Origin of the sequence: Serratia inhibens, from assembly GCF_003591175.1 — a bacterium.
Classification (GTDB): domain Bacteria; phylum Pseudomonadota; class Gammaproteobacteria; order Enterobacterales; family Enterobacteriaceae; genus Serratia; species Serratia inhibens.
This window is the reverse complement of sequence record NZ_QYYG01000008.1, coordinates 53,043-78,034: the sequence shown is the minus strand read 5'-3', so window position 1 is coordinate 78,034 and position 24,992 is coordinate 53,043. Positions and strand designations below refer to the sequence as shown.

Here is a 24,992-nt window from a genome sequence, read left to right as displayed (position 1 = left end):
AGACGGTGCAGAATCAGGATTGACCGTCGAGCAGGATCAGCGCCAGGTCTTTCCTGCGCAGCACCAGGCTGACGCGGCGGGTTTTTATTTCTATCGGATCGCCCAGCGGCGCGACGCGCACCACTTCAAACGAAGAGCCGGGCAGCATGCCGAGCGATAACAGTTTCTGGCGATAGGCCGGGCCGATGTCACTGGAAAAACCGGCAATCTTATAAGAGCTTTTAGGTTGAAGATGCATATAACCTTCTCAGAGCCCCTGTTATTGGGCCGATGACGATAAAAGAACGTTCCAGACGAAGCGCTGCGATGAGGATCGCGGGCAGCCGACGTTTTCAATCCATGAGGTAATGCAGTGAACACGCAACGCAATAATAGTGAGAATAGTTATCGTATTCAATACAGAAAGTAGGGGCATTGGTAACCAAAGGTTATGGCATCGGTATTTAACGATCGGATTACCTGATGCCTCTATTTTTATCACCTGGCCTGTGGGGGAGCAAATGCGAATGGCGAGTTAAATCAGTTACGTAATTGCAGCGATTTTTTCCGATTTGCAAAAATTAGCGACAAATTGAGTGGCGTTTAGACGGGATGACAGCGAGTCGGCATTTATTCGATAACATCTCGCCGGCGGAATACGAGCGGTAACTATTTGTGTTTCACCGGGAAAGGGCGAAATGAAAACCTGATGTTAAAAACGGTGTTAACGAACAGGGATCCGGCGTTATTTTCAGGCTGAAAAACCGGGTGTTTGCCGCTCGGGAAAAATAAGCGGGTTTATTGAGGCGGGTCAAAAAATAGCGACGCTTTTTTGAGAAAGGGCGGAGCCGGCTCCGCCCTGTGTCCTTTTGGTCTTTCAGATAGACAGCACTGCCCCTACGATTTCTTACCGAATGCCGCAGCCAGCGCGTCACCCATGGCGCTGTTGCCTGCCGGTGAACTGTTGCGCTGTTTGGCCTTATTGGCCGGCGCGCGGGAAGGGCTGTCCTTCGCCGGTGCGCTGTTGCCGCCGCCGCGACGTGGCGAACCTTCACCCGGTTGCTCGTCCAGACGCATGCTCAGCGCGATGCGCTTGCGCTGCAGGTCCACTTCCATCACCTTCACTTTGACGATGTCGCCGGCTTTCACCACGGTGTGCGGATCTTCGACGAACTTGTCCGCCAGCGAGGAGATATGCACCAGGCCGTCCTGATGTACGCCGATATCCACAAAGGCGCCGAAGTTGGTGACGTTAGTGACCGAACCTTCCAAAATCATGCCCGGCTGCAGATCGTTGAGGGTTTCCACACCCTCGGCAAAGGTGGCGGTTTTGAATTCAGGACGCGGATCGCGGCCCGGTTTCTCCAGCTCTTTCAGGATGTCGGTGACCGTCGGTACACCGAACTTGTCGTCGGTGAAGTCGCTGGCCTTCAGGCTGCGCACCGCCGTCGGGTTGCCCATCAAATCCTGCAGCGCCTGCCGGGTGGCGGCCAGAATGCGTTCGACTACCGGGTAGGTTTCCGGGTGAACGGTTGAGGCATCCAGCGGGTTGTCACCGTGGTTGATGCGCAGGAAGCCGGCGCACTGTTCAAAGGCCTTTGGCCCCAGACGGCTGACTTTCAGCAGTTGCTCGCGGTTGCTGAAGCGGCCGTTCTCATCACGCCAGGTAACGATGTTCTGTGCCATCATGCGCGTCAGGCCGGCCACGCGGGTCAGCAACGGCACTGAGGCGGTGTTCAGATCGACACCGACGGCGTTTACGCAGTCTTCCACCACCGAGTCCAGCTTTTTCGCCAGTTGGCTTTGGCTTACGTCGTGCTGGTATTGACCGACGCCGATGGATTTCGGGTCTATTTTTACCAGCTCGGCCAGTGGATCCTGCAAACGGCGGGCGATGGAGACGGCGCCACGCAGCGAAACGTCGAGGTTCGGGAATTCCAGCGCCGCCAGTTCGGAGGCGGAATACACCGAGGCGCCGGCTTCGCTGACGATCACCTTCTGCGCTTTGACTTCGCTGAACTGCTGCTGCAATTCAAGGTAAAAACGCTCGGTTTCACGTGAAGCGGTGCCGTTGCCGATAGCGACCAGTTCCACTTTATGTTTGATGCACAGCGCGGCGACGATGGCGGCGGCTTTCGCGGCCTGGCCGGTGTGCGGGTAGACGGTATCGGTGGCAACCAGCTTGCCGGTAGAATCCACCACCGCCACTTTTACCCCGGTGCGCAGACCGGGATCCAGGCCCATGGTGGCGCGCATGCCGGCCGGTGCGGCCATCAGCAGATCCTGCATGTTACGGGCGAAAACGTTGATGGCTTCGTCTTCCGCGCGTTCGCGCACCGTGCCCATCAATTCGGTTTCCAGATGCAACAGTACCTTGATGCGCCAGGTCCAGTTGACCACCGCTTTGCGCCAGGCATCGGCCGGGGCGTTATTCAGGCGCAGGTCGAGGTGGCTGATGATGATTTGCTCCGCCTGGCTTTCGCGCGGGGCTTCTTCAAACTGCGGATCGGCGTTCAGCGCCAATTGCAGCACACCTTCGTTGCGGCCGCGGAACATCGCCAATGCACGGTGTGAAGGCACCTGGGCGATAGGTTCATGGTGATCAAAATAGTCGCGGAACTTGGCGCCGTCTTCTTCTTTGCCTTCCACCACTTTGGACACCAGGTGGGCATGCTTCCACAGGTAGTTACGTACCTTGGCCAGCAGCGCGGCGTCTTCGGCGAAGCGCTCCATCAGGATGTAACGCGCGCCGTCGAGGGCGGCTTTGACATCCGCTACGCCCCTGTCGGCGTCAACGTAGCGTTCGGCCAGTTGTTCCGGCTGTTGCTGCGGATCCTGCCACAAGGTGTCGGCCAGCGGCTCCAGACCGGCTTCGATAGCGATTTGGCCACGGGTACGACGTTTGGGTTTGTACGGCAGGTAGAGGTCTTCGAGTTCGGTTTTGCTTTGCGTGGCGTTGATCGCCCCCGCCAGCTGTTCGGTCAGTTTGCCCTGCTCGTCGATCGATTTGAGGATGGTCTGACGGCGGTCTTCCAGTTCACGCAGATAACCCAGGCGGGTTTCCAGCTGGCGCAGTTGGGTGTCGTCCAGGCCCCCGGTGACTTCCTTACGATAGCGTGCGATAAAAGGCACGGTATTACCTTCATCCAGCAGACGGATGGCGGAGTCAACTTGCTCCGGCCGGGCCTGCAGTTCTGTTGCAATAATGCGGCTCAGTGGGTCATTCATAGGTCTGGTATCTGTTGAGAACGGTTAGGAAACAGGGGGACAGTTATACGGATTGATCGGCAAAAATGCCAGTGGCGCTGCCCGTCTTTGCCCGATACGCCGAGGTTACGCGGGTGGCCGCTGCCGCAAGCTCCGCGGGACAGCGGCCACCTGTGCGGCCGCTCGGAAAAAACCGAATCTTACTTCACGTACTCGATCTCATTCACATACCACAGCGCATCGCCCACCGGGGTGTTGACGGTGGCGGCATCCCCCACCTCTTTTTTAAGCAGGGCGCGGGCCATCGGCGAATCGATGGAAATGTAGTCCCGGCGGCCAAAAATTTCGTCGTACCCCACAATGCGGAAGCGTTTACTTTCGCCATTCTCATTTTCCACTTCCACCCAGGCGCCAAAAAACACCTTGCCTTCCTGTTGCGGTGAATAGTCGACAATCTTCAACTGCTCGAGACATTTGGTCAGGTAGCGGACGCGGCGATCGATTTCCCGCAGCCGTTTTTTGTTGTACTGGTAATCGGCATTTTCACTTCTGTCGCCGAGGCTGGCGGCCCAGGTCACTTTTTTGGTGACTTCCGGTCGTTCTTCACGCCAGAGAAAGTCCAGCTCCTGTTTGAGTTTGTCGTAACCCTCACGGGTTATCAGCTGCGTTCTCATTGTTTTCTGCCTTTATGGGGATATCAAAGGTTGCATGACGGTGCTTTGGCTTGGCGTTGCTGAATGCAATAAGCGCTAAATAAAGCATCGGCTCGCAAAATTGCCGATCGCTGACGTTTTTTATCGCCTCGCCTGAGTTACACTGCCGAACCGGCCGCCCGGCCGCAACTCGAAATTCATGGGGCATCGCCCTTGGTCGAATAACGGCGTTATCCCAAATTTAATCTAAAAATATCGGGATTTTGACGAACCGTCGCCGGCATTTTGATGAAAATTGTTGATAAATGGGCAAAAGAATAAGCTTTGTAACAATTTCGTCTAGAATATATACCATTAAACGCTGTCCGAAATGACAGGGTTTTTTAACAATATTCACGTCAGGCAATAAAGCCTTTGGGAGTAATACAATGCAAGAGAATCATAAGATTCTGGTCGTCGATGATGACATGCGCCTGCGTGCGCTTTTAGAGCGTTATTTAACCGAACAGGGTTTTCAGGTTCGCAGCGTCGCCAACGCTGAGCAAATGGACCGCTTGCTGACTCGTGAATCTTTCCACCTGATGGTGCTGGACCTGATGTTGCCGGGTGAAGATGGGCTGTCCATCTGCCGCCGTCTGCGCAGCCAGAGTAACCCGATGCCGATCATCATGGTGACCGCCAAAGGCGAAGAAGTCGACCGTATCGTTGGGCTGGAGATCGGTGCCGATGATTACATCCCAAAACCTTTCAACCCGCGTGAACTGCTGGCCCGCATCCGTGCGGTATTGCGCCGTCAGGCCAACGAACTGCCAGGCGCGCCTTCGCAGGAAGAAGCGGTGATTGCCTTCGGCAAATTCAAACTGAATCTGGGCACCCGTGAAATGTTCCGCGAAGATGAGCCTATGCCATTGACCAGCGGTGAATTTGCGGTACTGAAGGCGTTGGTGAGCCATCCGCGTGAACCGCTTTCGCGCGACAAGCTGATGAACCTGGCGCGCGGCCGTGAATACAGCGCGATGGAACGCTCCATCGACGTGCAAATTTCCCGTCTTCGCCGCATGGTTGAAGAAGATCCGGCACATCCACGCTATATCCAGACCGTTTGGGGTCTTGGCTACGTCTTCGTCCCGGACGGCAGCAAGGCATGAGACGATTGCGCTTTTCACCGCGTAGCTCGTTTGCCCGAACCCTGCTGTTGATCGTCACCTTGCTGTTCGTCAGCCTGGTGACGACCTATCTGGTGGTGCTGAACTTCGCCATCCTGCCCAGTTTGCAGCAGTTCAACAAGGTATTGGCCTACGAAGTGCGTATGCTGATGACCGATCGGTTGCAGCTGGAAGATGGCACGTTGCTGGAAGTGCCACCGGCGTTTCGCCGTGAAATTTACCGTGAGTTGGGGATTTCCCTGTACACCAACTCGGCGGCGGAGGAGAGCGGGCTGCGCTGGGCGCAGCACTATCAATTCCTCAGCCAACAGATGGCGCAGCAGCTCGGCGGGCCGACCGACGTGCGGGTGGAAGTGAACAAGAACTCCCCGGTGGTGTGGCTGAAAACCTGGCTGCAACCTGATATCTGGGTGCGGGTTCCGCTGACTGAAATTCACCAGGGCGATTTCTCGCCGCTGTTCCGCTATACCCTGGCGATTATGCTGCTGGCTATCGGCGGCGCCTGGCTGTTTATCCGCATCCAGAACCGCCCGCTGGTGGAGCTGGAGCACGCGGCTTTGCAGGTGGGCAAAGGCATTATCCCGCCGCCGCTGCGTGAATACGGCGCTTCTGAAGTGCGTTCGGTGACGCGGGCCTTCAATCAGATGGCATCGGGCGTCAAGCAACTGGCGGACGACCGCACGCTGCTGATGGCCGGGGTTAGCCACGATCTGCGCACACCGCTGACGCGCATCCGTCTGGCGACCGAGATGATGAGCACCGAAGATGGCTATCTGGCGGAGTCGATCAATAAAGATATCGAAGAGTGCAACGCCATCATCGAGCAGTTTATTGACTATTTGCGCACCGGCCAGGAGATGCAAACCGAGCTCAGCGATCTGAACTCGATTCTGGGCGAAGTCGTGGCGGCCGAGAGCGGCTATGAGCGCGTTATCGAAACCGCCATGGCGCCGGGTGAGCTGATGATGAATGTGCATCCGCTATCGATTAAGCGTGCGGCGGTGAACATGGTGGTGAATGCGGCGCGTTACGGTAACGGCTGGATCAAGGTCAGCAGCGGGCGTGAACTGCAACGTGGCTGGTTCCAGGTGGAAGACGACGGCCCGGGCATCAAACCTGAAGAACTGAAACATCTGCTGCAGCCGTTTGTCCGCGGCGACAGCGCGCGCAGCACCAGCGGAACCGGGCTTGGCCTGGCGATCGTGCAGCGTATTATCGACGGCCATCACGGCGCGTTGGATATCGGCACCAGCGAACGCGGCGGGTTGTTGATCAGGGCTTATATTCCGTTGCCGATGGAGAAAAAAGAGCCGACCAATGGGCATCAGACGGCGAAAGAGAACCTATGATACCTGCTGACAGAGGGCCGCCTCGCTGCGGCCCCGTCAGGGTTTTCTGCTCATCACGTAGTATTCCGCCGCTTCTTCGTGCAGGCGACGGCCGGCGCTGGCCTGCCAAGGATCAATCAATTCAATTCCGCAATGGGTGAAGTCCTTGGTGTTACGCGTGGCCAAGGTCGCGCCGTAATGCAGACATGTTGCGGCTATTTGCATGTCGGGCGTGCTCATTGCTCTTCCCAGCCGTTGGTTTTTTCCCATCAAGTCTGCATATTGCATGGCGCAAAGCGCATCAAATGGCAGAATTTGCTCGTCAAATCTTATCTGCATCGCTTCGGTCAGTTTATGTGTTAACTCAAGCTGCCGTCTCCCTTCCGGCATACAGGCAACGCCGCTGAACAGCTCGGCAACGACAATTGCACTCAGATAAAGCTCGTCGTTGTCTTTTTCATTCAGCCATTTGATCACGTTGTAATGTGGACCGGGACGCAGTGTCTCCGAAATCACGTTAGTGTCGAGAATGATCATGGTTGGTCATCATCGTCGTCAAAGGTGACAACGCGCGCCGGTGTTTTATCGCGCGGTGGGATCTCCAGCTCAACGCCACCGAATTCGGCGAAATGTTGATGCATCCAGGTGCCGAGGCCATAGCGCGGCGGTTTTTTCACCAGAGCCTGTTTCAAAATCATGCGTGCTTCCTCCTCCATGGAGTGGCCGTTTTTCGCTGCCGAAATACGCAGCAATTCCTTTATGTCATCGTCCAGATTTCTGACGGTTATGGTAGCCATTGAAGTCTCCTTTGCTGTCAATGATTGCACTGCATTATCATCTCGCTTATCTGGCTAAAAAACAACCGTTAAAAATAAAAAAAGGCGTGGAATCCACGCCTTAGCTGAAGCTGTAAAAAGAGAAGGTTACAGTTTTGGACCGGCGCTGACCAGCGCTGCACCCGCAGGGGTATCGGTATATTTGTCGAAGTTGGTGATAAAACGCTCGGCCAGATCCTGCGCTTTTTCCTGCCACTGCTCAAGGTTGGCGTAGGTAGCGCGTGGATCCAGGATATCCGGGTTGACGCCTGGCAGTGAGGTCGGCATCGCCAGGTCGAAGATTGGCAGAGTGATGGTTTCCGCCTTATCGATTTCACCGTTGAGGATCGCGTCAATAATACCGCGGGTATCCTTGATGGAGATGCGTTTGCCGGTGCCGTTCCAGCCGGTGTTCACTAGGTAGGCTTGCGCGCCGGCGGCCAGCATGCGTTTTACCAGCACTTCAGCATACTGCGTTGGGTGCAGCGTCAGGAAAGCTGCGCCGAAGCAGGAGGAGAAGGTCGGGGTCGGCTCGGTCACGCCGCGTTCGGTACCGGCCAGCTTGGCGGTAAAACCGGACAGGAAGTGGTACTGAGTCTGGTTCGCGGTCAGGCGAGATACCGGCGGCAACACGCCGAAGGCGTCTGCGGTCAGGAAGATCACCTTGGTGGCATGACCTGCCTTGGAAACCGGCTTGACGATGTTTTGGATGTGGTAGATCGGATAGGAAACGCGGGTGTTCTCGGTTTTTGAACCGTCGTTGAAGTCGATGGTGCCGTCTGCCAGCACGGCAACGTTTTCCAGCAACGCATCGCGCTTGATGGCGTGATAGATTTCCGGCTCGGCTTCTTCGGACAGCTTGATGGTTTTGGCGTAGCAGCCACCTTCGAAGTTAAATACGCCGTCGTCATCCCAGCCGTGTTCGTCATCGCCAATCAACTGGCGTTTTGGATCGGTGGACAGGGTGGTTTTACCGGTGCCGGACAGGCCGAAGAACACGGCCACGTCGCCTTTCTCGCCCACGTTGGCCGAGCAGTGCATGGAGGCGATGCCTTTCAGCGGCAGCAGGTAGTTCATTATCGAGAACATACCCTTTTTCATTTCGCCGCCGTACCAGGTGCCGCCAATCAGCTGCATACGTTCAGTCAGGTTGAAAGCGACGAAGTTTTCCGAGTTCAGGCCCTGCTGCTGCCAGTTCGGGTTGGTGCATTTGGCACCGTTCATCACCACGAAGTCGGGCTCGAAATCCTGCAACTCTTCGTCAGACGGGCGAATGAACATGTTTTTCACGAAGTGTGCCTGCCAGGCTACTTCAGTGATAAAGCGCACTTTCAGGCGGGAGTCGGCGTTGGCGCCGCAGAAAGTATCTACTACAAACAGGCGTTTGCCGGAGAGCTGCGTGGTGACCAGTTGTTTCAGGTCTGCCCAGATTTCTGGGCTGAGGGGTTTGTTGTCGTTTTTGCCTTTACCCTGATCGGCCCACCAGACGGTGTCGCGGGTGATGTCGTCACGGACGATGTATTTATCTTTCGGGGAACGGCCGGTAAAAATACCGGTGTCGACGGATACGGCACCCAGCTTGGTCACTACCCCACGTTCAAAACCCTCCAGAGACGGGTCGGTTTCTTCCTTGAACAGCAGCTCATAACTTGGGTTGTGAACGATTTCGCCGACGTTATGAATGCCATAAGCGGCCAGCTCCTGAGGGGTTATACCTTTAACACGCATGTCACTACTCCTTGGTCACAGAATTTCTGGCGCCAATTGTAGGGATCCAGCAGCGCGTAACCGCGATAGGTATCAAATATTTAACGTTTTAAGCGGTTTTTCGTTACGATCTGAGAGATAGCCCACGGAAAAAAGCAAGCGTGCAAACGGGGAAAACCGGCAGGTGCAGGGTGCACCCGCCGATGCGGGGTGTTACTTAGTGCAACTGTTCGCTTTCGCCGGTGTTACCGGTGTACAGCGCCGCCACATCCACGGCGTCAAAGACATAGTGATTGCCGCAGTAGTCACAGTGCATGTCGATATTGCCGTCCTGTTCCAGCATTTGCGCCACTTCTTCGGCCGGCAGCGTGATCAGGGCATCGGCGCAACGCTGGCGCGAGCAGGTGCAACGGAAGATCACGTCCTGCGGTTCGTAGAGGGTGACTTCTTCCTGATGGTACAGGCGATACAGCACCTCATTGGCCGGCAAGCCGAACAGCTCTTCACTTTTCACCGTGTTGGTCAATTGCACCAGATGATCGAAATCATCGGCATTGCCGTCTTGCGCCGGCAGGACCTGCAACAGCATGCCGCCCGCAGCCGGTTTGCCTTCCGACTCGCCGGTGCGAATGAACAGGCGGGTTGGCAACTGTTCGGACTGACGGAAGTAGGCTTCAAGGCACTCGGCCAGGGTTTCGCCTTCCAGCGCGACCACGCCCTGATAGCGTTCGCCTTCGGTAGGCGCGATGGTGATCACCATGACGCCGTTGCCAATCATCTGATGCAGCGTGCTGTCGTCGGCAATGTCGCTCTGTACGCGCGCCACGCCCCGCATTTCCTGACGGTTGTTGCCGTTAATCACCGCCAGCTTCAGCGGACCGTCGCCCTGCAATTGCACGGTGATGTCGCCGTCGAACTTCAGGGTTGCCGTCAGCAGGCTGGTGGCAACCAGCAGTTCACCCAGCAGCTTTTGTACCGGTGCCGGATAGTCGTGATTGTTCAGAACCTGCTGATAGGTTTCGCTGACGGTAACCAGCTCACCGCGCACCGCGTAGTTTTCAAACAGGTAACGGTGCAATTGGTCATGGTTAGACATAGTTTTCTCTCATTGCGGTGAGGGCTTATTCCTGCTCACCAAATTTAAATTTAATCAGGTCGCGCCGCTCTTTCTTGTCCGGACGGCGGTCCGGGTGCGGCATGGTCAGCGCATTCATCTTGCGCGCGATCGCCATTTTCTCTCGGTTGAGGATACTGGCCTCGGTTTCCTGATACATTTGCTGCGCTTCGTCGGCGCCGCGCCGTTGGCCGGTGAGGGCCAGCACGATCACCGTGCGTTCTTCATTGCCCTGACGCAGTTTGATCTCGGCATTGATCTCGACAATTTTGCTCGGCTTGCCGCGCTGTCCGTTGTAGTGCACCTTGCCGCCGTCGATCATGTCCCGCGCCAGCGCGCGGGTCTTATAGAAACGAGCTGCCCACAGCCATTTGTCCAGCCGGATCGCGTCGTCTCGCGTTGTTTTTTCTTTCATCGTTCGCCCTTTTCCAGCGCCGGTATCAACAGGCGGTAGTCGCGCATCGACGGATAGTGCCGAAAGGTTTTCTCCGCCATGCTGGAGTCCGGGTTCTGCACGCCCAGACAGTAGCGAATGCCAAAACTGCGGGCGGCGTCCAAAATAGGTTCGCCGTCGTCGACAAACAGCGTGCGCTGCGGATCAAAACCGGTGTGCTGCTGAACGGCCTGCCACAAACGCTGATCTTCTTTCGGATAACCAAATGTGTGGGTGGAAAGCAATAAATCAAGGTGCCGATCCAAACCGGTATGCTCAATTTTCACCGCCAGGCTGTGCGGATGGGCATTGGTCAGCAAAATAGTCTGATGGCCGGCCGCGCGCAAGGCCTGTAAAAAGGGCTCGGTATCCTCGCGCAGACGGGCGCGGTTGCCTACTTCGCTGGTCATGCGATAAATGTCCAGATCGAGCCGCTCGCTCCAGTAATCGAAGCAGTACCAGTTCATGGTGTGCTGCACCGCCAAATATTCCTGATGAATAATCTGGCGCGCTTCATCGAGCGGGATCGCGCGCTGCTCGCTCACTGCCTGCGGCACCAGGCGCAGCCAAAAATGGCTGTCGAACTCCAGATCGAGCAAGGTGCCGTCCATATCCAGCAGCACGGTGTCGATCTCATGCCAGTCAAACTCGGGAACCATGAAAACTCCATAGGCGAACCGTCGGCGGTCCGCAGGATAAGGATAATAGCGTTAGCGTAGCATAAGCAGATGACAGGGCCGAAATCGGCGAATGACTCAGGCCATCGGCCGCAATGACATCGGGGTGAGCTGCGGGTTAAAGCAGCTTTCGTAGTAGCGTTGGATATCGGCGATGCGACGCCGGTTGAGGCGATGGCGCTGCACCAACCGCCAGGCGTTGTAACCCAGAATGACAGTGACCGCCAGCAACAGCAGGCTGGTGCCCAGATAACGCCACAAGGTGATCATATCCGGTTCGCTATGCAGTGCGATATGGCGGGTGCCGTTGGCGTCGACGTTGATACTGGTGATGACTCCTTGTGCTTCGAACGGCGTATGCAGCAACATGCCGGCAAGGCGCTGCAGTTCATTCCATTGTTCAAGCGCACTGTATTCGTTTAGCGGCACTGCCGGCTGCGGGTGATTCACCAGCTGTTTGCCTTCATCGCTGCTGATCAGAAAACCGCCCGGAGGCGGGCTGTTCAGCGCCGCTGCGGCCTGCCGGGTTTCGTTGTACACGAACGAGGAGGCCGCAACTTTGGTCAGGCTTTCCAGCGATTCGGCGCTCACCGGGCGCAGCAATACGTTTATCCCTTGCAGCGATCCTGATTTGGCGCGTTTCACCAGAGTGTTCCAGTTTTTGGCGTTACCCAGATTCACCAGTGCGTTCTTGAGCCGGACGCAGTCATTTCCCGCCTGGCACAAATCCCGCGTTTTCAGCACGATATCGGAAAAATCATCCAGCAGTATCATGCCGGATTTTTCAATCGCGCTGGCCAGTTGCGGGTTGAGCTTTTGTTCGGCGCCTTCAGGATGCAACTGGGTATTTACCGTCGCCAGCAGCGCCGAGGCCTTGTCGATGACTTCCGACTCCGGCTGCGGCAGCGGTGCGGCGGTGTTCCAGTAAATCCCCGAGCAGTCGAAAGGCATAAAATTGGAGGCGTTGGTAGCGTTGGTCTGCGGCGGGACATAACACATACCGTTACCCCGGGCTTTCAACTGGTCCCCAATGCGCAAGGTCACGCCTTCCAGCGCCTGCACATTGGTCACCTCGATTTTTTGCGCACCTTGCAGCCAGGCCATGCTTAGCTTCAGCGGCAGGCTCAGCGGGATATAGGTCAGCAATAGCACCAACACCAGCAACGAACTGGCCATCAGCACCGCGTTTTTGCCCCATTGCTGCAGCGGGAAGTTTTTCACCTCATCGTGCAACGAAAGGAACCGCCCCTGACGCACCACCTGACGATTAAGATAGATATCCACGTCGGTGGTTTTCCCCAGATCCTGGGTAATGTAAGGCTGCCAGTGCGGTGGGTAAATCAGATCGATGATGCCGAGCGAGATGTTGCTTATCTGCCCCTGATTGGATTCGCCAAACAGCCCCCAGCGTTTTGGAGTGCCCCGCAGGCAGTGCACTTCCTTCAGCTCACGCGCGGCCGGCCGGCGGAACAGGTTCCAGCAGCCCCAGGCGATGGTCAGCACGGCGACGAAAATCATCCAGGGGATGACCAGCACCGGGCTTATCAGGCTGAAAAACAGCAACAGCAGGGCGGCAGAGATGATGCCGGCGTCCTTGATGCCGTTCGGGCGGTTCAGCGCATGTTCTTCGGGGGTTTCCTTGCGGATGTTCACCAACTCGACGTGCTCGCTCTCTTCCTTGCGGATAGAGGCGTTTCTGGTTGGTGCGGCCGTCACGACCGGCGGTTGCGGCCGATCGTGGATATGATCTTTCAGCGAATGCCCATTGAGTGAAATGACCAGCGGCAGCGTCTGGGTTTTTATCACTTCAACATGGTTATCGGCGCTGATGTATTGTTCCCAAAACGGCGGCAGGTGCACTTCTTCGGCATCAAGATAGTAGCGCCATTTATTGGGTTCATCGCTGGCCAGCCCGTAGCGGGTAATGGCGTGGGTGACGGGATAAACGTTGTCGCTGTGCGGGGTCAGCGCCAGTTTGGCAGTGGGCAGCGACGTGCTGCTGCCAGGCAGCAATTTGTTGCTTAGCTTGTTTTGCAGGTTGAGGTAGTGTTCAACGGCCGCGCGTTCTTCGCCGGACAGTTTGCGATGCGTAGGTTTGATAAAGGGCAGGGCACGCGTCAGCATCGGCTGATTGCGGGCTTTAAACCAAAGATACAGGCCGGCGGCAATCAGGCAGGCAAGCACTAAGGCCAATATCAACGCTATTGTGCTCATGCTATCCCCATCTTGCACCCGTGAACCTCACCAACCTGATGAAACGTTGAATATTATACGGAGTAAACGGCTAACAGGCACTCAGAACAATGAGGGAGGGAACAGATTTTCCGTTGCGGCCTCATTGTTCTATGAAATATATCTGCTCAGTTACCGTGCCTTCTCTACGCGATGATAGCAACCGCCCAGGGGGGGCGATATCGGCATTATCCTATTTTAATGCTCTCTTTTTGCTGAATGGGTACAGAAAATCGGCGGGTGCTGGCTACGCTTGTTAAAAAAAAGTAAATTACTGCTTGTGCTCGTTGCGACAAAGGTTCTCATTAACGCACAATGTGATCAAGATCGAATTTGGTCAGCGTTTGAGCGCATACGCCACGCCAATCATTATTCTGGTTATCCGCGTCATCACCCTTGATGCTGTGGCGCACCGCCGGATAACTCATTTGAGGCAATCATGGATAAACACCTGCAAAAACCTAAAATTCTGAAAGTGGAAACGGTCGCTCGTTCGCGTTTATTCAACGTTGAGTCGGTCGATCTGGAGTTCAGTAACGGTGTACGGCGGGTGTATGAGCGGATGCGACCCTCAGACAGGGAAGCGGTGATGATTGTCCCGGTGATTGGCGACGACTTGTTGCTGATCCGCGAATATGCGGTGGGCACCGAATCTTACGAGTTGGGTTTCCCCAAAGGCTTGATCGATCCCGGTGAAGGCGTGCTGGAGGCGGCTAATCGCGAACTGATGGAAGAGGTGGGTTTTGGCGCCAAACGTTTCGATTTTCTCAGCAAACTGACCATGGCACCGTCCTATTTTTCCAGCAAAATGAATATTGTGCTGGCGCACGATCTTTATCCGCAGAGCCTGGAAGGCGACGAGCCTGAACCCTTGCCGCAGGTGCGTTGGCCGATAGCCGACATGATGGCATTGCTGGCGGAGCCGGATTTCCGCGAGGCGCGCAATGTCAGCGCACTGTTTCTTACCGAGGCATTTCTGCGCGGCTCGCGTTAGACATCGACCTCCTATTTCCGTAGATAAAAAAAGGGCCAGATTTCTCTGGCCCTTTTCTATCAGAACAGCTCGTGACTTTCGCCGCCGGGGTCCGTCAATGTCGTGCCGGTATCCCGTGTCGGGTAGCTTGTCGGCTGAGTACCTTCGATAAAGTATTCGGAACGGCTACCGCCGCCGCCGCCGGAAAGCTTGCCGCTGCTTTTGTCGATGGTGACGCTGATAATGCCCGGCGGTGGGGTGACTTTCTGCTCAGGAATACCTTCCAGTGCGACCTTCATAAAATCATCCCATGCCGGTTGCGCGCTCTTCGCACCGCCTTCGCCGCCGGAGATCTGATCTTCAATGGCGCCGGAAGCCGTTGCGCGGCCGAGGTCGCGGCGATGATCGTCGAAGCCAATCCATACCGAAGTGACGGTATCCGGGCCATAGCCGGAGAACCAGGCGTCTTTTGAACTGTTGGTGGTACCGGTTTTGCCGCCGATATCATGCCGCTTCAAATCGCGCCCGGCGCGCCATGCGGTACCCATCCAACCCGGTTCGCCAAAGATGTTGCTGTTCAACGCATCGTGCATCAGGAACGCCAACTGGGTACTGATCACATGCGGCGCATATTGCAGATCGCCATCCTGCAGTACCTGAGCCGGCGTAACCTGTTCCAGTTGCGGCATCGGCACGTTACCGTTACCGCCTTCCTGCGACGTCGCGACGTTTTCGACGTTGTCGTCGGAAAGCACGGCAGCACGGTGGGTATCGCCATAAATAACCGGCAAATTGCAGCTGTCGCAGACGACTTTGGGTTTGGTTTCAAACACGGTATTGCCGGTTTCATCTTCGATTTTGGTGATGAAATACGGGTCGACCAGATAACCGCCGTTTGCCAGTACCGCATAGCCGCGCACCAGTTGCATCGGGGTGAACGAAGCCGAACCCAGCGCCAGAGATTCGGTGTGTACGATGTTTTGCGCCGGGAAGCCGAAACGCTGCAGATATTCCGCCGCGTAGTCGACGCCCATTGCACGCATGGCGCGCACCATCACGACGTTCTTCGATTGTCCCAGCCCCTGACGCAGGCGAATAGGGCCGTCGTAGGTTGGCGGCGAGTTCTTCGGCCGCCAGTCAGTACCGGCACCGGCATCCCAGCGTGTGACCGGCAGATCGTTCAGGATAGTGGCCAGAGTCAGGCCTTTATCCATCGCTGCGGTGTACAGGAACGGTTTGATGTTGGAACCGACCTGGCGCAGCGCCTGGGTAACGCGGTTGAACTTGCTCTGGTTGAAGTCGAACCCGCCGACCAGCGCTTTAACGGCGCCATCGTTCGGGTTGATCGACACCAGGGCCGAGTTGACGTCCGGCACCTGCGACAGCCACCAGCTTTCATTCACCTTGCGTACCCACACCTGCTGGCCGGCCTGCACCACGTCGGTCACGCGTTTTGGCGTTGAGCCCTGTTGCGTGTCGGATTTATACGGCCGCGCCCAGCGCATGCTGGCCATTGGCAGGGCGACATTGCTGCCATCGGACAGCATGGCCGTTGCTTCCTCGGCACTCGCCCGGGTGATCACCGCAGGCGCCAGCGGGCCATAATTCGGCAAGTTTTTCAGTGAGTCGACGATCTGTTTTTGATCCCAGGCCGCCTCACCCACTTTCCACAGCACGTTGGACGGGCCGCGGTAGCCGTGACGCATGTCATACGCCAGCACGTTGTTGCGCACCGACTCCTGAGCCGCCAACTGCAACTTTTTGGTGACGGTGGTATAGACCTTGTAACCGTCGGTATAGGCATTTTCACCGTAACGCTTGATCATCTCCTGACGCACCATCTCGGAGAGATAAGGTGCAGAGAAGTTAATCTCCGGCGCATGGTAGTTAGCCACCAGATCTTCGCCACGGGCCTGATCGTACTGATCCTGAGTGATGTAATGCTCGTCCAGCATGCGCGACAGCACCACATTACGGCGAGCCACGGCGCGATCGTGCGAGTAAAGCGGGTTGAAGGTTGACGGCGCTTTAGGCAAGCCGGCGATGGTCGCCATTTCGCTCAAGGTCAGCTGGCTGACGTCTTTGCCGAAATACACCTGCGCTGCAGCACCCACGCCGTAGGCGCGGTAACCCAGGTAGATTTTGTTCAGGTACAGTTCGAGGATTTCATCTTTGGTCAGCATCTGTTCGATGCGTACCGCCAGGAAGGCTTCCTTGATCTTGCGCATCAGGGTGCGTTCCGGGCTTAAAAAGAAGTTTCTCGCCAGCTGTTGGGTAATGGTACTCGCCCCCTGTGACGCATGGCCGGAGACCAGTGCGATAGAGGCGGCACGGAAGATGCCGACCGGGTCGACGCCGTGATGTTCATAGAAACGGCTGTCTTCGGTGGCGATAAACGCATGCACCATCACCGGCGGAATTTGGTTCAGCTTCAGCGGAATACGACGTTTTTCACCGTATTGGGCGATCAGTTCGCCATCGGCGCTGTAAACCTGCATCGGTATCTGCAGCCGTACGTCTTTCAGCGTTGCAACGTCAGGCAGCTGTGGCTCGACATATTTGTACAAGCCAAAAATCGAGGCTGCCCCCAACACGATGCAACACACTGCAAGGATTAGTAAATACTTTACGAACTTCACCTGAGATTTCCCATTTTCATGTCATTTGGGCAGTTTATAAACAACCGCGCGGTAGTATAAAGGCAAGCCTGCAACATGGATATGTTCTTTTATCATCTGACGATATGGAGGTCGGGCGAAATATGTTCTCTCAAGCATGGCAGGTGGGGCTGGATATACAAAGTAACCGCATCTGCGCCCTGGCGGCACAGCGCCGGCGCAACGGTTGGCAACTGCGTCATTGGTGGCAACAAAGGCTGCCGCAAGCGGTGTTGCGCGAAGGGTGTATCGAGCAGCCCGAGGTACTGGTTCGCGCACTGCGACAATGGCGGGTCCTGTTGCCAAGACATATTTGCTTACGCATTGCTTTGCCCGCCCAGCGGGTTTTGCAGCATCAGATGCCGATGCCGGATGCCCGGCTGAAAGAGCCGGCGCGCGGCGATTATATCACCAGCCAGGGACTGAAGCAGTTCCCGCTGGACAGCCAGACACTGGCGCTGGACTACCGACCATCGCCACCTGACTCCGCCGCTCTGTTGCTCACCGCCGCGCGCCAGCAAGAGTTGCAGCAGTGGCTGCATTGTTTACGCCAGGCCGATTTGCGGCCGCAGGTGGTCGATATCACTCCCTGTGCCCTGCACATGATGGCGTTTGCCGCAGGCGTACCGGCCGAAGCAGGGTTGTTGCACCGTCTCGAACGGGAGTGGCTGTGGGCAGCCCCACGTCGCGCGGCCTTTGCCTATGGCATTTTACCGGAGGGCGAGGTGGGCGGGGCAAGCCAGGCGTTGGCGGCGATGCATGCAGCCTGCCCCTCAATCGGTGAACATCAGGTTTATTACAGCAGTGTGGCGGATGAGCTGCCTCCGCCGGGGTGTTTGCCATGGTCGCCGTTCAGCGCATTCAACCAACTGCGACCCCCGTTACCCCGGTTGCCGGGGGCATTTGTGCTGGCCGGTGGGCTGGCGCTGCGCAGCGGGGACAACTGATGTTTCAGGTTAACCTTCTGCCCTGGCGTAGGCTGGCCCAGCGCCGCCGCTGTGCTTTCTGGTTACGCCTTTTCGTGTTGCAACTGACGTTGATGTTGGCAGCGATGGCGGCTGTTTTTGGCCTGATGAGTCACCAACAGACGCAACGGCATGAGGCTCTGTTGACGCTGTCCCGTCAGCAGGTGGGGTTGGCAGAGCGCTACCAGCAAACCCGGCAGATGATGGCGCGTGTGGCGCGCTTGACCGAACTGGCGGACAGGCAGGAGAAGAACCAGGCGCATAACCGGCGTTACCTGCAGCTGTTACAACAGCTCTCAGCCGTTCTTCCCGCGCCGCTGTGGCTTACCGTGCTGGAAAGCGACGCACAAAAAATTACGCTGCGGGGCCTCAGCCGCCGTTATGGGGCGATCATCCGGTTTGAGCAGCAGTTGGCGGCCCTGCCGCTATTGCAGTACTGTCGGCTGGCTGAGGTGGTACAGCGCAAGGATGGTCTGTTTTCATTCACGCTGATGGCGCAATGGGGGCTGAATGGATAAGCCGTTGCCACTCTGGACAAGGCGCTGGCTGGATTTGCCGGGTTGGAAGGCGCTGGCCGCGCAGTGGTTGGTGTTGGGCTGCCTGGCTTTGCTGTTCGGCATGCCGCTGTTGCACGGTAAATGGCAGCAGCGGGAGCAGACGCTGGCGGAGCAACAGCGTCTGATTCAGCAGATTGAGCCGTTAAAACAGCAGCTGGCCCAGATGCCGACGTTGGACGAGATTAATCTTCGTCTGCGGCAGAACGCGTCCAGGCCCGCCGTTCATGATGATTTGACGCAAGTACTGCAACGGGCGGGCGCCGCATTGCAACGCTGGCAGCAGCAGGAGAAACCGCAGCGTCAAACCCTGAACCTGAATATCCATTACGACGGTTTATTGCGGCTGCTGGAGGCGTTGCCCTCCTCATCGCGCATCGATCAAATAACCCTTGAAGCACAGGCTGAAGATCTGATGGCGCACTTCGTTTTACACGACACGCCGGCAGACGCCGCGCTGGTAAATGCGGATGAATAAAGGTTACGGGGTTTGGTGGCTGTTGCTGCCGTGCGCATTGATGGCGCAACCGCGCAATCCCTTTATGCCGCCAACCGTGACTGATTGCCCACCGCAGAGGGAATCGCCGGCAAACTGGCTTTTGAAGGGTACCGTCGGGCAGGCGACGTCGCGCCATGCCTGGGTGGTCACGCCCGCAGGGCAGTGGTTGCGTTTAGAGTCTGGGCAAAGCCTGCTGGGGGGGCGCTGGCAGGTGGAACAGGTGCTTGGGGGGCGGTTGGTATTGAAAGCGGGCCCGGAAGATCCGGCTTGCCCGGAGGCTGACAATGCGGTGGTGCTGACATTGGGAAACCATAAGGAAGAAAAAACATGAAAGGATGCACTTGGCTGGGTGCGGTGTTATGGGGTATTGCCGCCACCGGTATTGCAGCGCCGGACAAGGAACCGATATCGCTGGCGTTTCAGGACGCCCCGGTAACCCTGGTATTACAGGCGCTGGCGGATTATCAACAGCTTAATGTGGTTACCGCTGCAGGTGTGGGCGGCAATCTGACATTGCGGTTGGATAACGTGCCCTGGCAGCAAGCGCTGGCGGTGATCTTGCGTATGGGGAAACTGTCGATGACGCTGGAAGGCAACGTCATGATGGTGTTCCCCGAGCCGGATGAACAGGAGAAACAACGGCAACAGTTGGCTTTGGCGCAAAAGCAACCTCTGAAAAGCGTAACTCTGACGTTAAACCATGCCGATGCGGTTGAGATTGCCGAAAATTTGAATGCCCAGGGCAGTATTTTGCTGAGCGAACGCGGCAGCGTGGTGGCGGATAAACGCACCAACGCGCTGCTGATCCGCGATACCGCCCCAATAGTGGCGTTATTGACCAAGCGCATCGCGGAAATGGATGCGCCGTTGGCGCAGGTTCAACTGGCGGCGCATATTGTCACCATTAACAGTGAAAGCTTGCGCGAACTCGGCGTGCGCTGGGGTTTGGCCCCGGATGAAGGCGCAGCAAAGTCATGGCGGATGGGCGGCTTTAACGTCGGGTTGCCGCTGGAGCGCAGTGCGATCAGTGCCGGTTTCCATCTGGCGCGCATCGGCGGACGGCTGCTGGATCTGGAATTAATGGCGTTGGAGCAGGAGAACCGGGTAGAAATCATCGCCAGCCCGCGCTTGCTGACCGCGCATCAGCAAACCGCCAGCATTAAACAGGGCACGGAAATTCCCTATGAGGTGAGTAGCGGCAATAGCGGGGCGACATCGATGGAGTTTAAGGAGGCGGTGCTGGGCATGGAGGTGACGCCGAAAATTTTGCCGAACGGCCGCATTACTCTGACGCTGCAAATCAGCCAGAACATGCCCGGGCGTTCCATCACCAGGTCGGCCGGCGAGGCACTGGCTATCGATAAGCAGGAGATCAAAACCCAGGTGACGGTGAAAGACGGTGAAACCATTGTATTGGGCGGCGTATTTCAGCGTCAGAGCGCCCAGGGAGCGGACAAGGTACCGGGCCTCGGTGATGTTCCACTGCTGGGTTCCTTGTTCAAACAGAGCACCAAACAGCATAAACGACGCGAGCTGGTGATATTCATTACTCCAACATTGATTAAGGCATGAGCAGCAGGCTGTCAGGTTCGGTGGAAATCGCCTAAAGTTGATGAGCAGATGCACTTTTTTCTCGCCTTGGGGGCATCTGCGTTTGACGCTGCGGCCGATTTAGCTTACAAGGGTTACCGAATTGAGCACCGAGGTTTTTTGTTAACGCCAAGACGCCGTTAAAAACGTATGGTTTCCCTCCTGCGGCGTGGATTGCGATTTATTCGGTTGCCAAACTACCAAGAGTGTTGAGATAATTTTCCGTCTGATCTCGCACTATCGCTCATGAGGTTTCAGTTTAGGTCCCGCCGCTGATTTGATTGGCGGGGCGGGTTAACATTAACGAATAGTCTTAGTAATACCAAAAACATGGCAGAGAAACGCAATATCTTTCTGGTTGGGCCTATGGGTGCCGGCAAAAGCACTATTGGCCGTCAGTTAGCTCAGCAACTCAATATGGAGTTCTTCGACTCCGATCAAGAAATTGAGCGACGTACCGGAGCTGACGTGGGCTGGGTATTCGACGTGGAAGGTGAAGAAGGTTTCCGCGATCGTGAAGAAAAAGTCATTAATGAACTGACGGAAAAGCAAGGGATTGTGCTGGCTACCGGCGGTGGTTCGGTTAAATCGCGTGAAACGCGTAACCGTCTGTCGGCGCGTGGTGTCGTGGTTTATTTGGAAACCACTATCGAGAAGCAGTTGGCCCGTACCCAACGTGACAAAAAGCGTCCGTTGCTGCAGGTTGATTCTCCTCCGCGTGAAGTGCTGGAAGCGCTGGCGAAAGAGCGCAATCCGTTATACGAAGAAATTGCAGATGTCACCATCCGCACCGACGATCAAAGCGCTAAAGTGGTTGCCAACCAGATTATCAATATGCTGGAAAGCAACTGATTGCGGTTTCCGTGTTCGCCACGGCAAATGCGGAAAGACTGATTGTGTTCCCCGCAGCAGCGGGGATAAACCACACATTGAGAACTGAGCGCGACAATGGAGAGAATTACCGTAACGCTTGGGGAGCGCAGCTACCCGATTACCATAGCCGCCGGATTGTTTAACGATCCGGCTTCTTTTATGCCGCTAAAGGCGGGTGAACAGGTCATGCTGGTCACCAACCAAACCCTGGCGCCGCTCTATTTGGACCGGGTCCGGAAGGTGCTTGAGCAGGCTGGCATAATGGTGGATCAGGTGATTCTGCCTGATGGCGAACAGTATAAATCCCTTGCCGTGCTTGAGCTGGTGTTCTCGGCGCTGCTGCAAAAGCCCCACGGTCGCGATACCACATTGATCGCGCTCGGCGGCGGCGTGGTGGGCGATCTTACCGGTTTTGCCGCGGCTTGCTATCAGCGCGGTGTCCGCTTTATTCAGGTTCCTACCACATTGCTTTCGCAGGTGGACTCTTCCGTTGGCGGTAAAACCGCCGTCAATCATCCGCTCGGTAAAAACATGATCGGCGCATTCTATCAGCCTGCTTCAGTGGTGGTTGATCTGGATTGCCTGAAAACCTTACCGGCGCGTGAGCTCTCCTCTGGTCTGGCTGAAGTGATCAAGTACGGGATTATTCTCGATCGTGATTTCTTCGTCTGGCTGGAAAACAATATCGATGCATTGGTTGCGCTGGATATGAATGCCCTGGGCTATTGTATCCGCCGTTGCTGCGAGCTGAAGGCCGAGGTGGTTGCCGCTGATGAACGCGAAAGCGGTCTGCGCGCGCTGCTGAATCTGGGCCATACTTACGGCCATGCGATCGAAGCGGAAATGGGCTATGGTGTATGGTTGCACGGCGAAGCGGTGGCAGCCGGCATGATGATGGCTGCGGAAACCGCGCATCGTCTCGGTCAGTTCTCCACCGACGATATTGAACGCATTAAAACACTGTTGTTACGCGCTGGTTTACCGGTGTGCGGGCCGCAGGAAATGACGCCGGAATCTTATTTGCCGCACATGATGCGCGACAAGAAAGTGTTGGCCGGCGAACTGCGTCTGGTACTGCCGACGGCTATCGGTCAGGCGGAAGTTCGTAGCGGAGTCGGGCATGATTTGGTGCTCGCTTCTATCGCAGCTTGCCTTCCTGAAGGGCATGCCTGAGTAAATCGGACGAAGTAACAGTGGCTTAGCCGCCGTTTACATCTATATTAATAGTGTGCAAAGCATGACTGATGTCGCTTTGCCATCATCGGGTTAATCTGCTCGTACCACGGTAGGTCTACGGTGGTGGGCTTTTGCCTCTAGTTGGAGGGTTTCAGATGGATGAGTTTAAACCGGAAGACGATCTCAGACCTGATAGCAGCGATCGTCGTCCTGCACGTTCGCGTAAACCGGCTCCGGGACCACGCTTTGCCGTTTCACGTCAGCACTTAATGATTGGTATCGGTATTCTGGTGCTACTGCTGCTGATTATCGGCATCGGCTCGGCACTGAAGGCGCCAACCAAGCACGAAGCGGCACAGGAAGGCGCGCAAAACGGCGCGGCCAAAGACATCAACCTGTCCGGTTCTTCGTCGCTGACCGCCGGTAACACCGGTGTTCCGGGCGGCACGACCGATACCAATGACAACAACGGCGTGAGCAGCACTTCTGCGCAACAGCCGCAAAACGTCAGCGTTCCGCCAATCTCCAGTACTCCGACGGAAGCGCAACCGCAGCCGGTGCAAGATGGCGCGCAGCAGCGTGTCGATCTGCCGGGCAATATGTCGGATGCGTTATCTGCCCAGCAGGGCCAGGTTGATGCGGCGACGCAGGGCATGAGTGGCCCGGCTTCAACGCTGCCTACGGCTCCGGCCACCCTGATGAACGGCGCCGCTGCGACCGCAGCGAAAGAAACAACGCGCCCGGTTCAGGGCACTGCGCCACAGCAACATAAGACACCGGCAAAAACCGCCGGCAAACCTGCGGCTACGCAGCATAAAGCGCCAACCACGGTGTATGCGCCGGCCCCTTCCGCCAAACCGGGAGCGACAAGCAGTAAAACGGGAACGACGAGTGCCAAGACGGGCGTTGTCAGCGGCAGCGGCAATTCGCTGCAGTCTGCTCCGGCCAGCCATTACACCCTGCAACTGAGCAGCGCTTCGCGTTCCGATACGCTGAACGCCTACGCCAAGCAGCAGAAACTGCAGAATTATCAGGTATACGCCACCCAGCGTGACGGCAAGGCATGGTATGTGCTGGTGAGCGGTAACTACGCCTCTGCGGCTGAAGCCAAGCGTGCAATCGCGTCGCTGCCGGCGGATGTTCAGGCGAAAAAGCCGTGGGCCAAGCCGGTACGTCAGGTGCAGCAGGACCTGAAAAAGTAACCCAATAGATTTCAAGCTGCAGCCAGGGCATGAATTGCATGCATGGTAGAGATGGACATGCTGCGGCCGTGTAAGCGGGGTGAAGTTTTTTGCCCCCTACCATGTTGGGGGGCAAGTTTGCCGTGAGCAGATTTGCACACCCCCTGCGCTGGTCCCGAGAGGGGTGAGGCCCACGGACAGGTCGAACAACTGCACGCAGCCAACATGGCTCCAGCTTGAAAGATGAAGGGTATTAATCATTTAAATTTGTGCGCTGATGTGCTGTCTGAAACAGAGTACAATCCGCCGCTCTGAATTGTATAAGTAGCTAACTGACGGCATGAAGAAAAACCGCGCTTTTTTAAAATGGGCTGGTGGAAAATACCCGCTGGTTGACGAGATCCGTCGTCATCTGCCGGCGGGCGACTGCTTAATCGAGCCCTTCGTGGGTGCGGGTTCAGTCTTCCTGAACACGGAGTACGACGCCTATATTCTCGCCGACATCAACAGCGATCTTATCAACCTGTATAACATCGTTAAGCTGCGTACGGATGATTTCGTGCGTGATGCCCGCCTTCTTTTCACCGATGAATTCAATAATTCGGATCAGTTTTACCTGCTGCGCGAAGAGTTTAATACGAGCGCCGATGCCTATCGCCGCGCGCTGCTGTTTCTCTATCTGAACCGCCACTGTTATAACGGCCTGTGCCGGTATAATCTGCGTGGTGAGTTCAACGTCCCGTTTGGGCGTTACAAGAAACCGTACTTCCCGGAAGAAGAGCTGTACTGGTTCGCTGAAAAATCCCGCAACGCCACGTTTGTCTGTGAGCATTACCGCGATACCATGGCAAAAGCCGAGCGCGGGACGGTGATATATTGCGATCCGCCGTATGCGCCATTATCGGCGACGGCTAATTTTACCGCTTACCACACCAACAGCTTCAGCATTGCCGATCAACAGAGCCTGGCGTTAATGGCGCGTCAGCTTTCTGTGGAAAGCCAGGTGCCGGTATTGATTTCCAACCATGACACCGAGCTGACGCGTGATTGGTACCAGCATGCTGCGCTGTATGTGGTGAAAGCGCGTCGCACGATCAGCCGCAATATTCTTGGTCGCAGTAAAGTGAACGAGCTTTTGGCGCTGTATCGTTAAACCGGGGTACGCCCCGGCGTATATACCCGGTGCATTTCGAGCTCAGCCGGCAACGCTGCG

At 56.4% G+C, this 24,992-nt stretch carries 24 protein-coding genes; 12 read left to right on the top strand and 12 right to left on the bottom strand.

Annotated elements, in window-relative coordinates; translation table 11 throughout:
* Positions 1-13: 13 nt before the first annotated feature.
* The 3 genes from feoA to greB form a co-directional block, all read right to left on the bottom strand.
* On the bottom strand, positions 14-238 hold the full coding sequence (feoA, locus tag D4100_RS20460; protein WP_006319130.1) for a ferrous iron transporter A: 225 nt from the start codon (positions 236-238) through the stop codon (positions 14-16).
* Positions 239-876: 638 nt separating this feature from the next.
* On the bottom strand, positions 877-3,207 hold the full coding sequence (locus tag D4100_RS20455; protein WP_119805123.1) for a Tex family protein: 2,331 nt from the start codon (positions 3,205-3,207) through the stop codon (positions 877-879).
* Between the two features lie 179 nt (positions 3,208-3,386).
* Positions 3,387-3,860, bottom strand: coding sequence for a transcription elongation factor GreB (greB, locus tag D4100_RS20450; RefSeq protein ID WP_119805122.1), 474 nt, complete (start codon positions 3,858-3,860; stop codon positions 3,387-3,389).
* 407 nt (positions 3,861-4,267) lie between these two features.
* On the opposite strand from greB, the gene ompR reads away from it, so the two are divergent.
* Both ompR and envZ read left to right on the top strand, forming a co-directional pair.
* On the top strand, positions 4,268-4,987 hold the full coding sequence (ompR, locus tag D4100_RS20445; RefSeq protein WP_004709363.1) for an osmolarity response regulator transcription factor OmpR: 720 nt from the start codon (positions 4,268-4,270) through the stop codon (positions 4,985-4,987).
* Entirely contained in the window at positions 4,984-6,354 is a 1,371-nt protein-coding gene (gene envZ / locus D4100_RS20440) for a two-component system sensor histidine kinase EnvZ (RefSeq protein ID WP_043912460.1), read from the top strand. The genes ompR and envZ overlap by 4 nt, the downstream gene beginning before the upstream one ends.
* A 36-nt stretch (positions 6,355-6,390) precedes the next feature.
* On the opposite strand, the gene D4100_RS20435 is transcribed toward envZ, so the two are convergent.
* The 8 genes from D4100_RS20435 to D4100_RS25990 all read right to left on the bottom strand — a co-directional run bounded on the left by D4100_RS20435 (position 6,391) and on the right by D4100_RS25990 (position 13,739).
* Positions 6,391-6,870: a type II toxin-antitoxin system VapC family toxin gene (locus D4100_RS20435; protein ID WP_006319121.1), complete on the bottom strand. Its 480-nt coding sequence runs from the start codon at positions 6,868-6,870 to the stop codon at positions 6,391-6,393.
* Positions 6,867-7,130 carry a FitA-like ribbon-helix-helix domain-containing protein gene (locus tag D4100_RS20430; RefSeq protein ID WP_006319119.1) on the bottom strand — a complete coding sequence of 88 codons (264 nt, stop codon included), beginning with the start codon at positions 7,128-7,130 and terminating at the stop codon, positions 6,867-6,869. Before D4100_RS20430 ends, D4100_RS20435 begins: the two co-directional genes overlap by 4 nt.
* Positions 7,131-7,256: 126 nt before the next feature.
* On the bottom strand, positions 7,257-8,876 hold the full coding sequence (pckA, locus tag D4100_RS20425) for a phosphoenolpyruvate carboxykinase (ATP) (RefSeq protein WP_006319117.1): 1,620 nt from the start codon (positions 8,874-8,876) through the stop codon (positions 7,257-7,259).
* Positions 8,877-9,072: 196 nt separating this feature from the next.
* Positions 9,073-9,951, bottom strand: coding sequence for an Hsp33 family molecular chaperone HslO (gene hslO, locus D4100_RS20420; RefSeq protein ID WP_006319115.1), 879 nt, complete (start codon positions 9,949-9,951; stop codon positions 9,073-9,075).
* A gap of 25 nt (positions 9,952-9,976) precedes the next feature.
* Positions 9,977-10,384 (bottom strand): ribosome-associated heat shock protein Hsp15, encoded by a 408-nt coding sequence (gene hslR, locus D4100_RS20415; RefSeq protein WP_006319112.1) that lies wholly within the window; start codon positions 10,382-10,384, stop codon positions 9,977-9,979.
* A complete protein-coding gene (gene yrfG / locus D4100_RS20410; protein WP_006319111.1) occupies positions 10,381-11,061 on the bottom strand; it encodes a GMP/IMP nucleotidase in 681 nt (226 codons plus the stop codon). The genes hslR and yrfG overlap by 4 nt, the downstream gene beginning before the upstream one ends.
* Positions 11,062-11,157: 96 nt before the next feature.
* A complete protein-coding gene (locus D4100_RS20405) occupies positions 11,158-13,293 on the bottom strand; it encodes an intracellular growth attenuator family protein (protein WP_006319110.1) in 2,136 nt (711 codons plus the stop codon).
* Between the two features lie 323 nt (positions 13,294-13,616).
* Complete coding sequence (locus D4100_RS25990; protein ID WP_257784489.1) at positions 13,617-13,739, bottom strand: hypothetical protein; 123 nt, start codon at positions 13,737-13,739, stop codon at positions 13,617-13,619.
* An 11-nt stretch (positions 13,740-13,750) separates the two neighbouring features.
* On the opposite strand from D4100_RS25990, the gene nudE reads away from it, so the two are divergent.
* Positions 13,751-14,305: an ADP compounds hydrolase NudE gene (gene nudE, locus D4100_RS20400; protein WP_006319109.1), complete on the top strand. Its 555-nt coding sequence runs from the start codon at positions 13,751-13,753 to the stop codon at positions 14,303-14,305.
* A 59-nt stretch (positions 14,306-14,364) separates the two neighbouring features.
* Here nudE and mrcA read toward each other — a convergent pair whose 3' ends face one another.
* Entirely contained in the window at positions 14,365-16,923 is a 2,559-nt protein-coding gene (gene mrcA / locus D4100_RS20395) for a peptidoglycan glycosyltransferase/peptidoglycan DD-transpeptidase MrcA (RefSeq protein WP_119805121.1), read from the bottom strand.
* A gap of 122 nt (positions 16,924-17,045) precedes the next feature.
* On the opposite strand from mrcA, the gene pilM reads away from it, so the two are divergent.
* The 9 genes from pilM to dam all read left to right on the top strand — a co-directional run bounded on the left by pilM (position 17,046) and on the right by dam (position 24,932).
* A complete protein-coding gene (gene pilM / locus D4100_RS20390; RefSeq protein ID WP_006319104.1) occupies positions 17,046-17,888 on the top strand; it encodes a type IV pilus biogenesis protein PilM in 843 nt (280 codons plus the stop codon).
* Positions 17,888-18,424 carry a PilN domain-containing protein gene (locus D4100_RS20385; protein WP_119805120.1) on the top strand — a complete coding sequence of 179 codons (537 nt, stop codon included), beginning with the start codon at positions 17,888-17,890 and terminating at the stop codon, positions 18,422-18,424. Before pilM ends, D4100_RS20385 begins: the two co-directional genes overlap by 1 nt.
* Complete coding sequence (locus D4100_RS20380) at positions 18,417-18,938, top strand: hypothetical protein (protein ID WP_006319086.1); 522 nt, start codon at positions 18,417-18,419, stop codon at positions 18,936-18,938. Before D4100_RS20385 ends, D4100_RS20380 begins: the two co-directional genes overlap by 8 nt.
* Positions 18,931-19,290, top strand: a complete 360-nt coding sequence (locus D4100_RS20375; protein WP_006319081.1) for a DNA utilization family protein — start codon at positions 18,931-18,933, stop codon at positions 19,288-19,290. Before D4100_RS20380 ends, D4100_RS20375 begins: the two co-directional genes overlap by 8 nt.
* Positions 19,287-20,531, top strand: a complete 1,245-nt coding sequence (hofQ, locus tag D4100_RS20370) for a DNA uptake porin HofQ (RefSeq protein WP_119805119.1) — start codon at positions 19,287-19,289, stop codon at positions 20,529-20,531. The genes D4100_RS20375 and hofQ overlap by 4 nt, the downstream gene beginning before the upstream one ends.
* Before the next feature lie 348 nt (positions 20,532-20,879).
* The gene (gene aroK / locus D4100_RS20365; protein WP_004391482.1) at positions 20,880-21,401 is read left to right on the top strand and encodes a shikimate kinase AroK; all 522 of its coding nucleotides are present in this window, start codon (positions 20,880-20,882) and stop codon (positions 21,399-21,401) included.
* Positions 21,402-21,497: 96 nt separating this feature from the next.
* Positions 21,498-22,595 (top strand): 3-dehydroquinate synthase, encoded by a 1,098-nt coding sequence (gene aroB / locus D4100_RS20360; protein WP_119805118.1) that lies wholly within the window; start codon positions 21,498-21,500, stop codon positions 22,593-22,595.
* A 158-nt stretch (positions 22,596-22,753) separates the two neighbouring features.
* Positions 22,754-23,800, top strand: coding sequence for an SPOR domain-containing protein (locus D4100_RS20355; RefSeq protein ID WP_119805117.1), 1,047 nt, complete (start codon positions 22,754-22,756; stop codon positions 23,798-23,800).
* A 319-nt stretch (positions 23,801-24,119) separates the two neighbouring features.
* Positions 24,120-24,932 (top strand): adenine-specific DNA-methyltransferase, encoded by an 813-nt coding sequence (dam, locus tag D4100_RS20350; protein WP_006319076.1) that lies wholly within the window; start codon positions 24,120-24,122, stop codon positions 24,930-24,932.
* Positions 24,933-24,992: the final 60 nt, after the last annotated feature.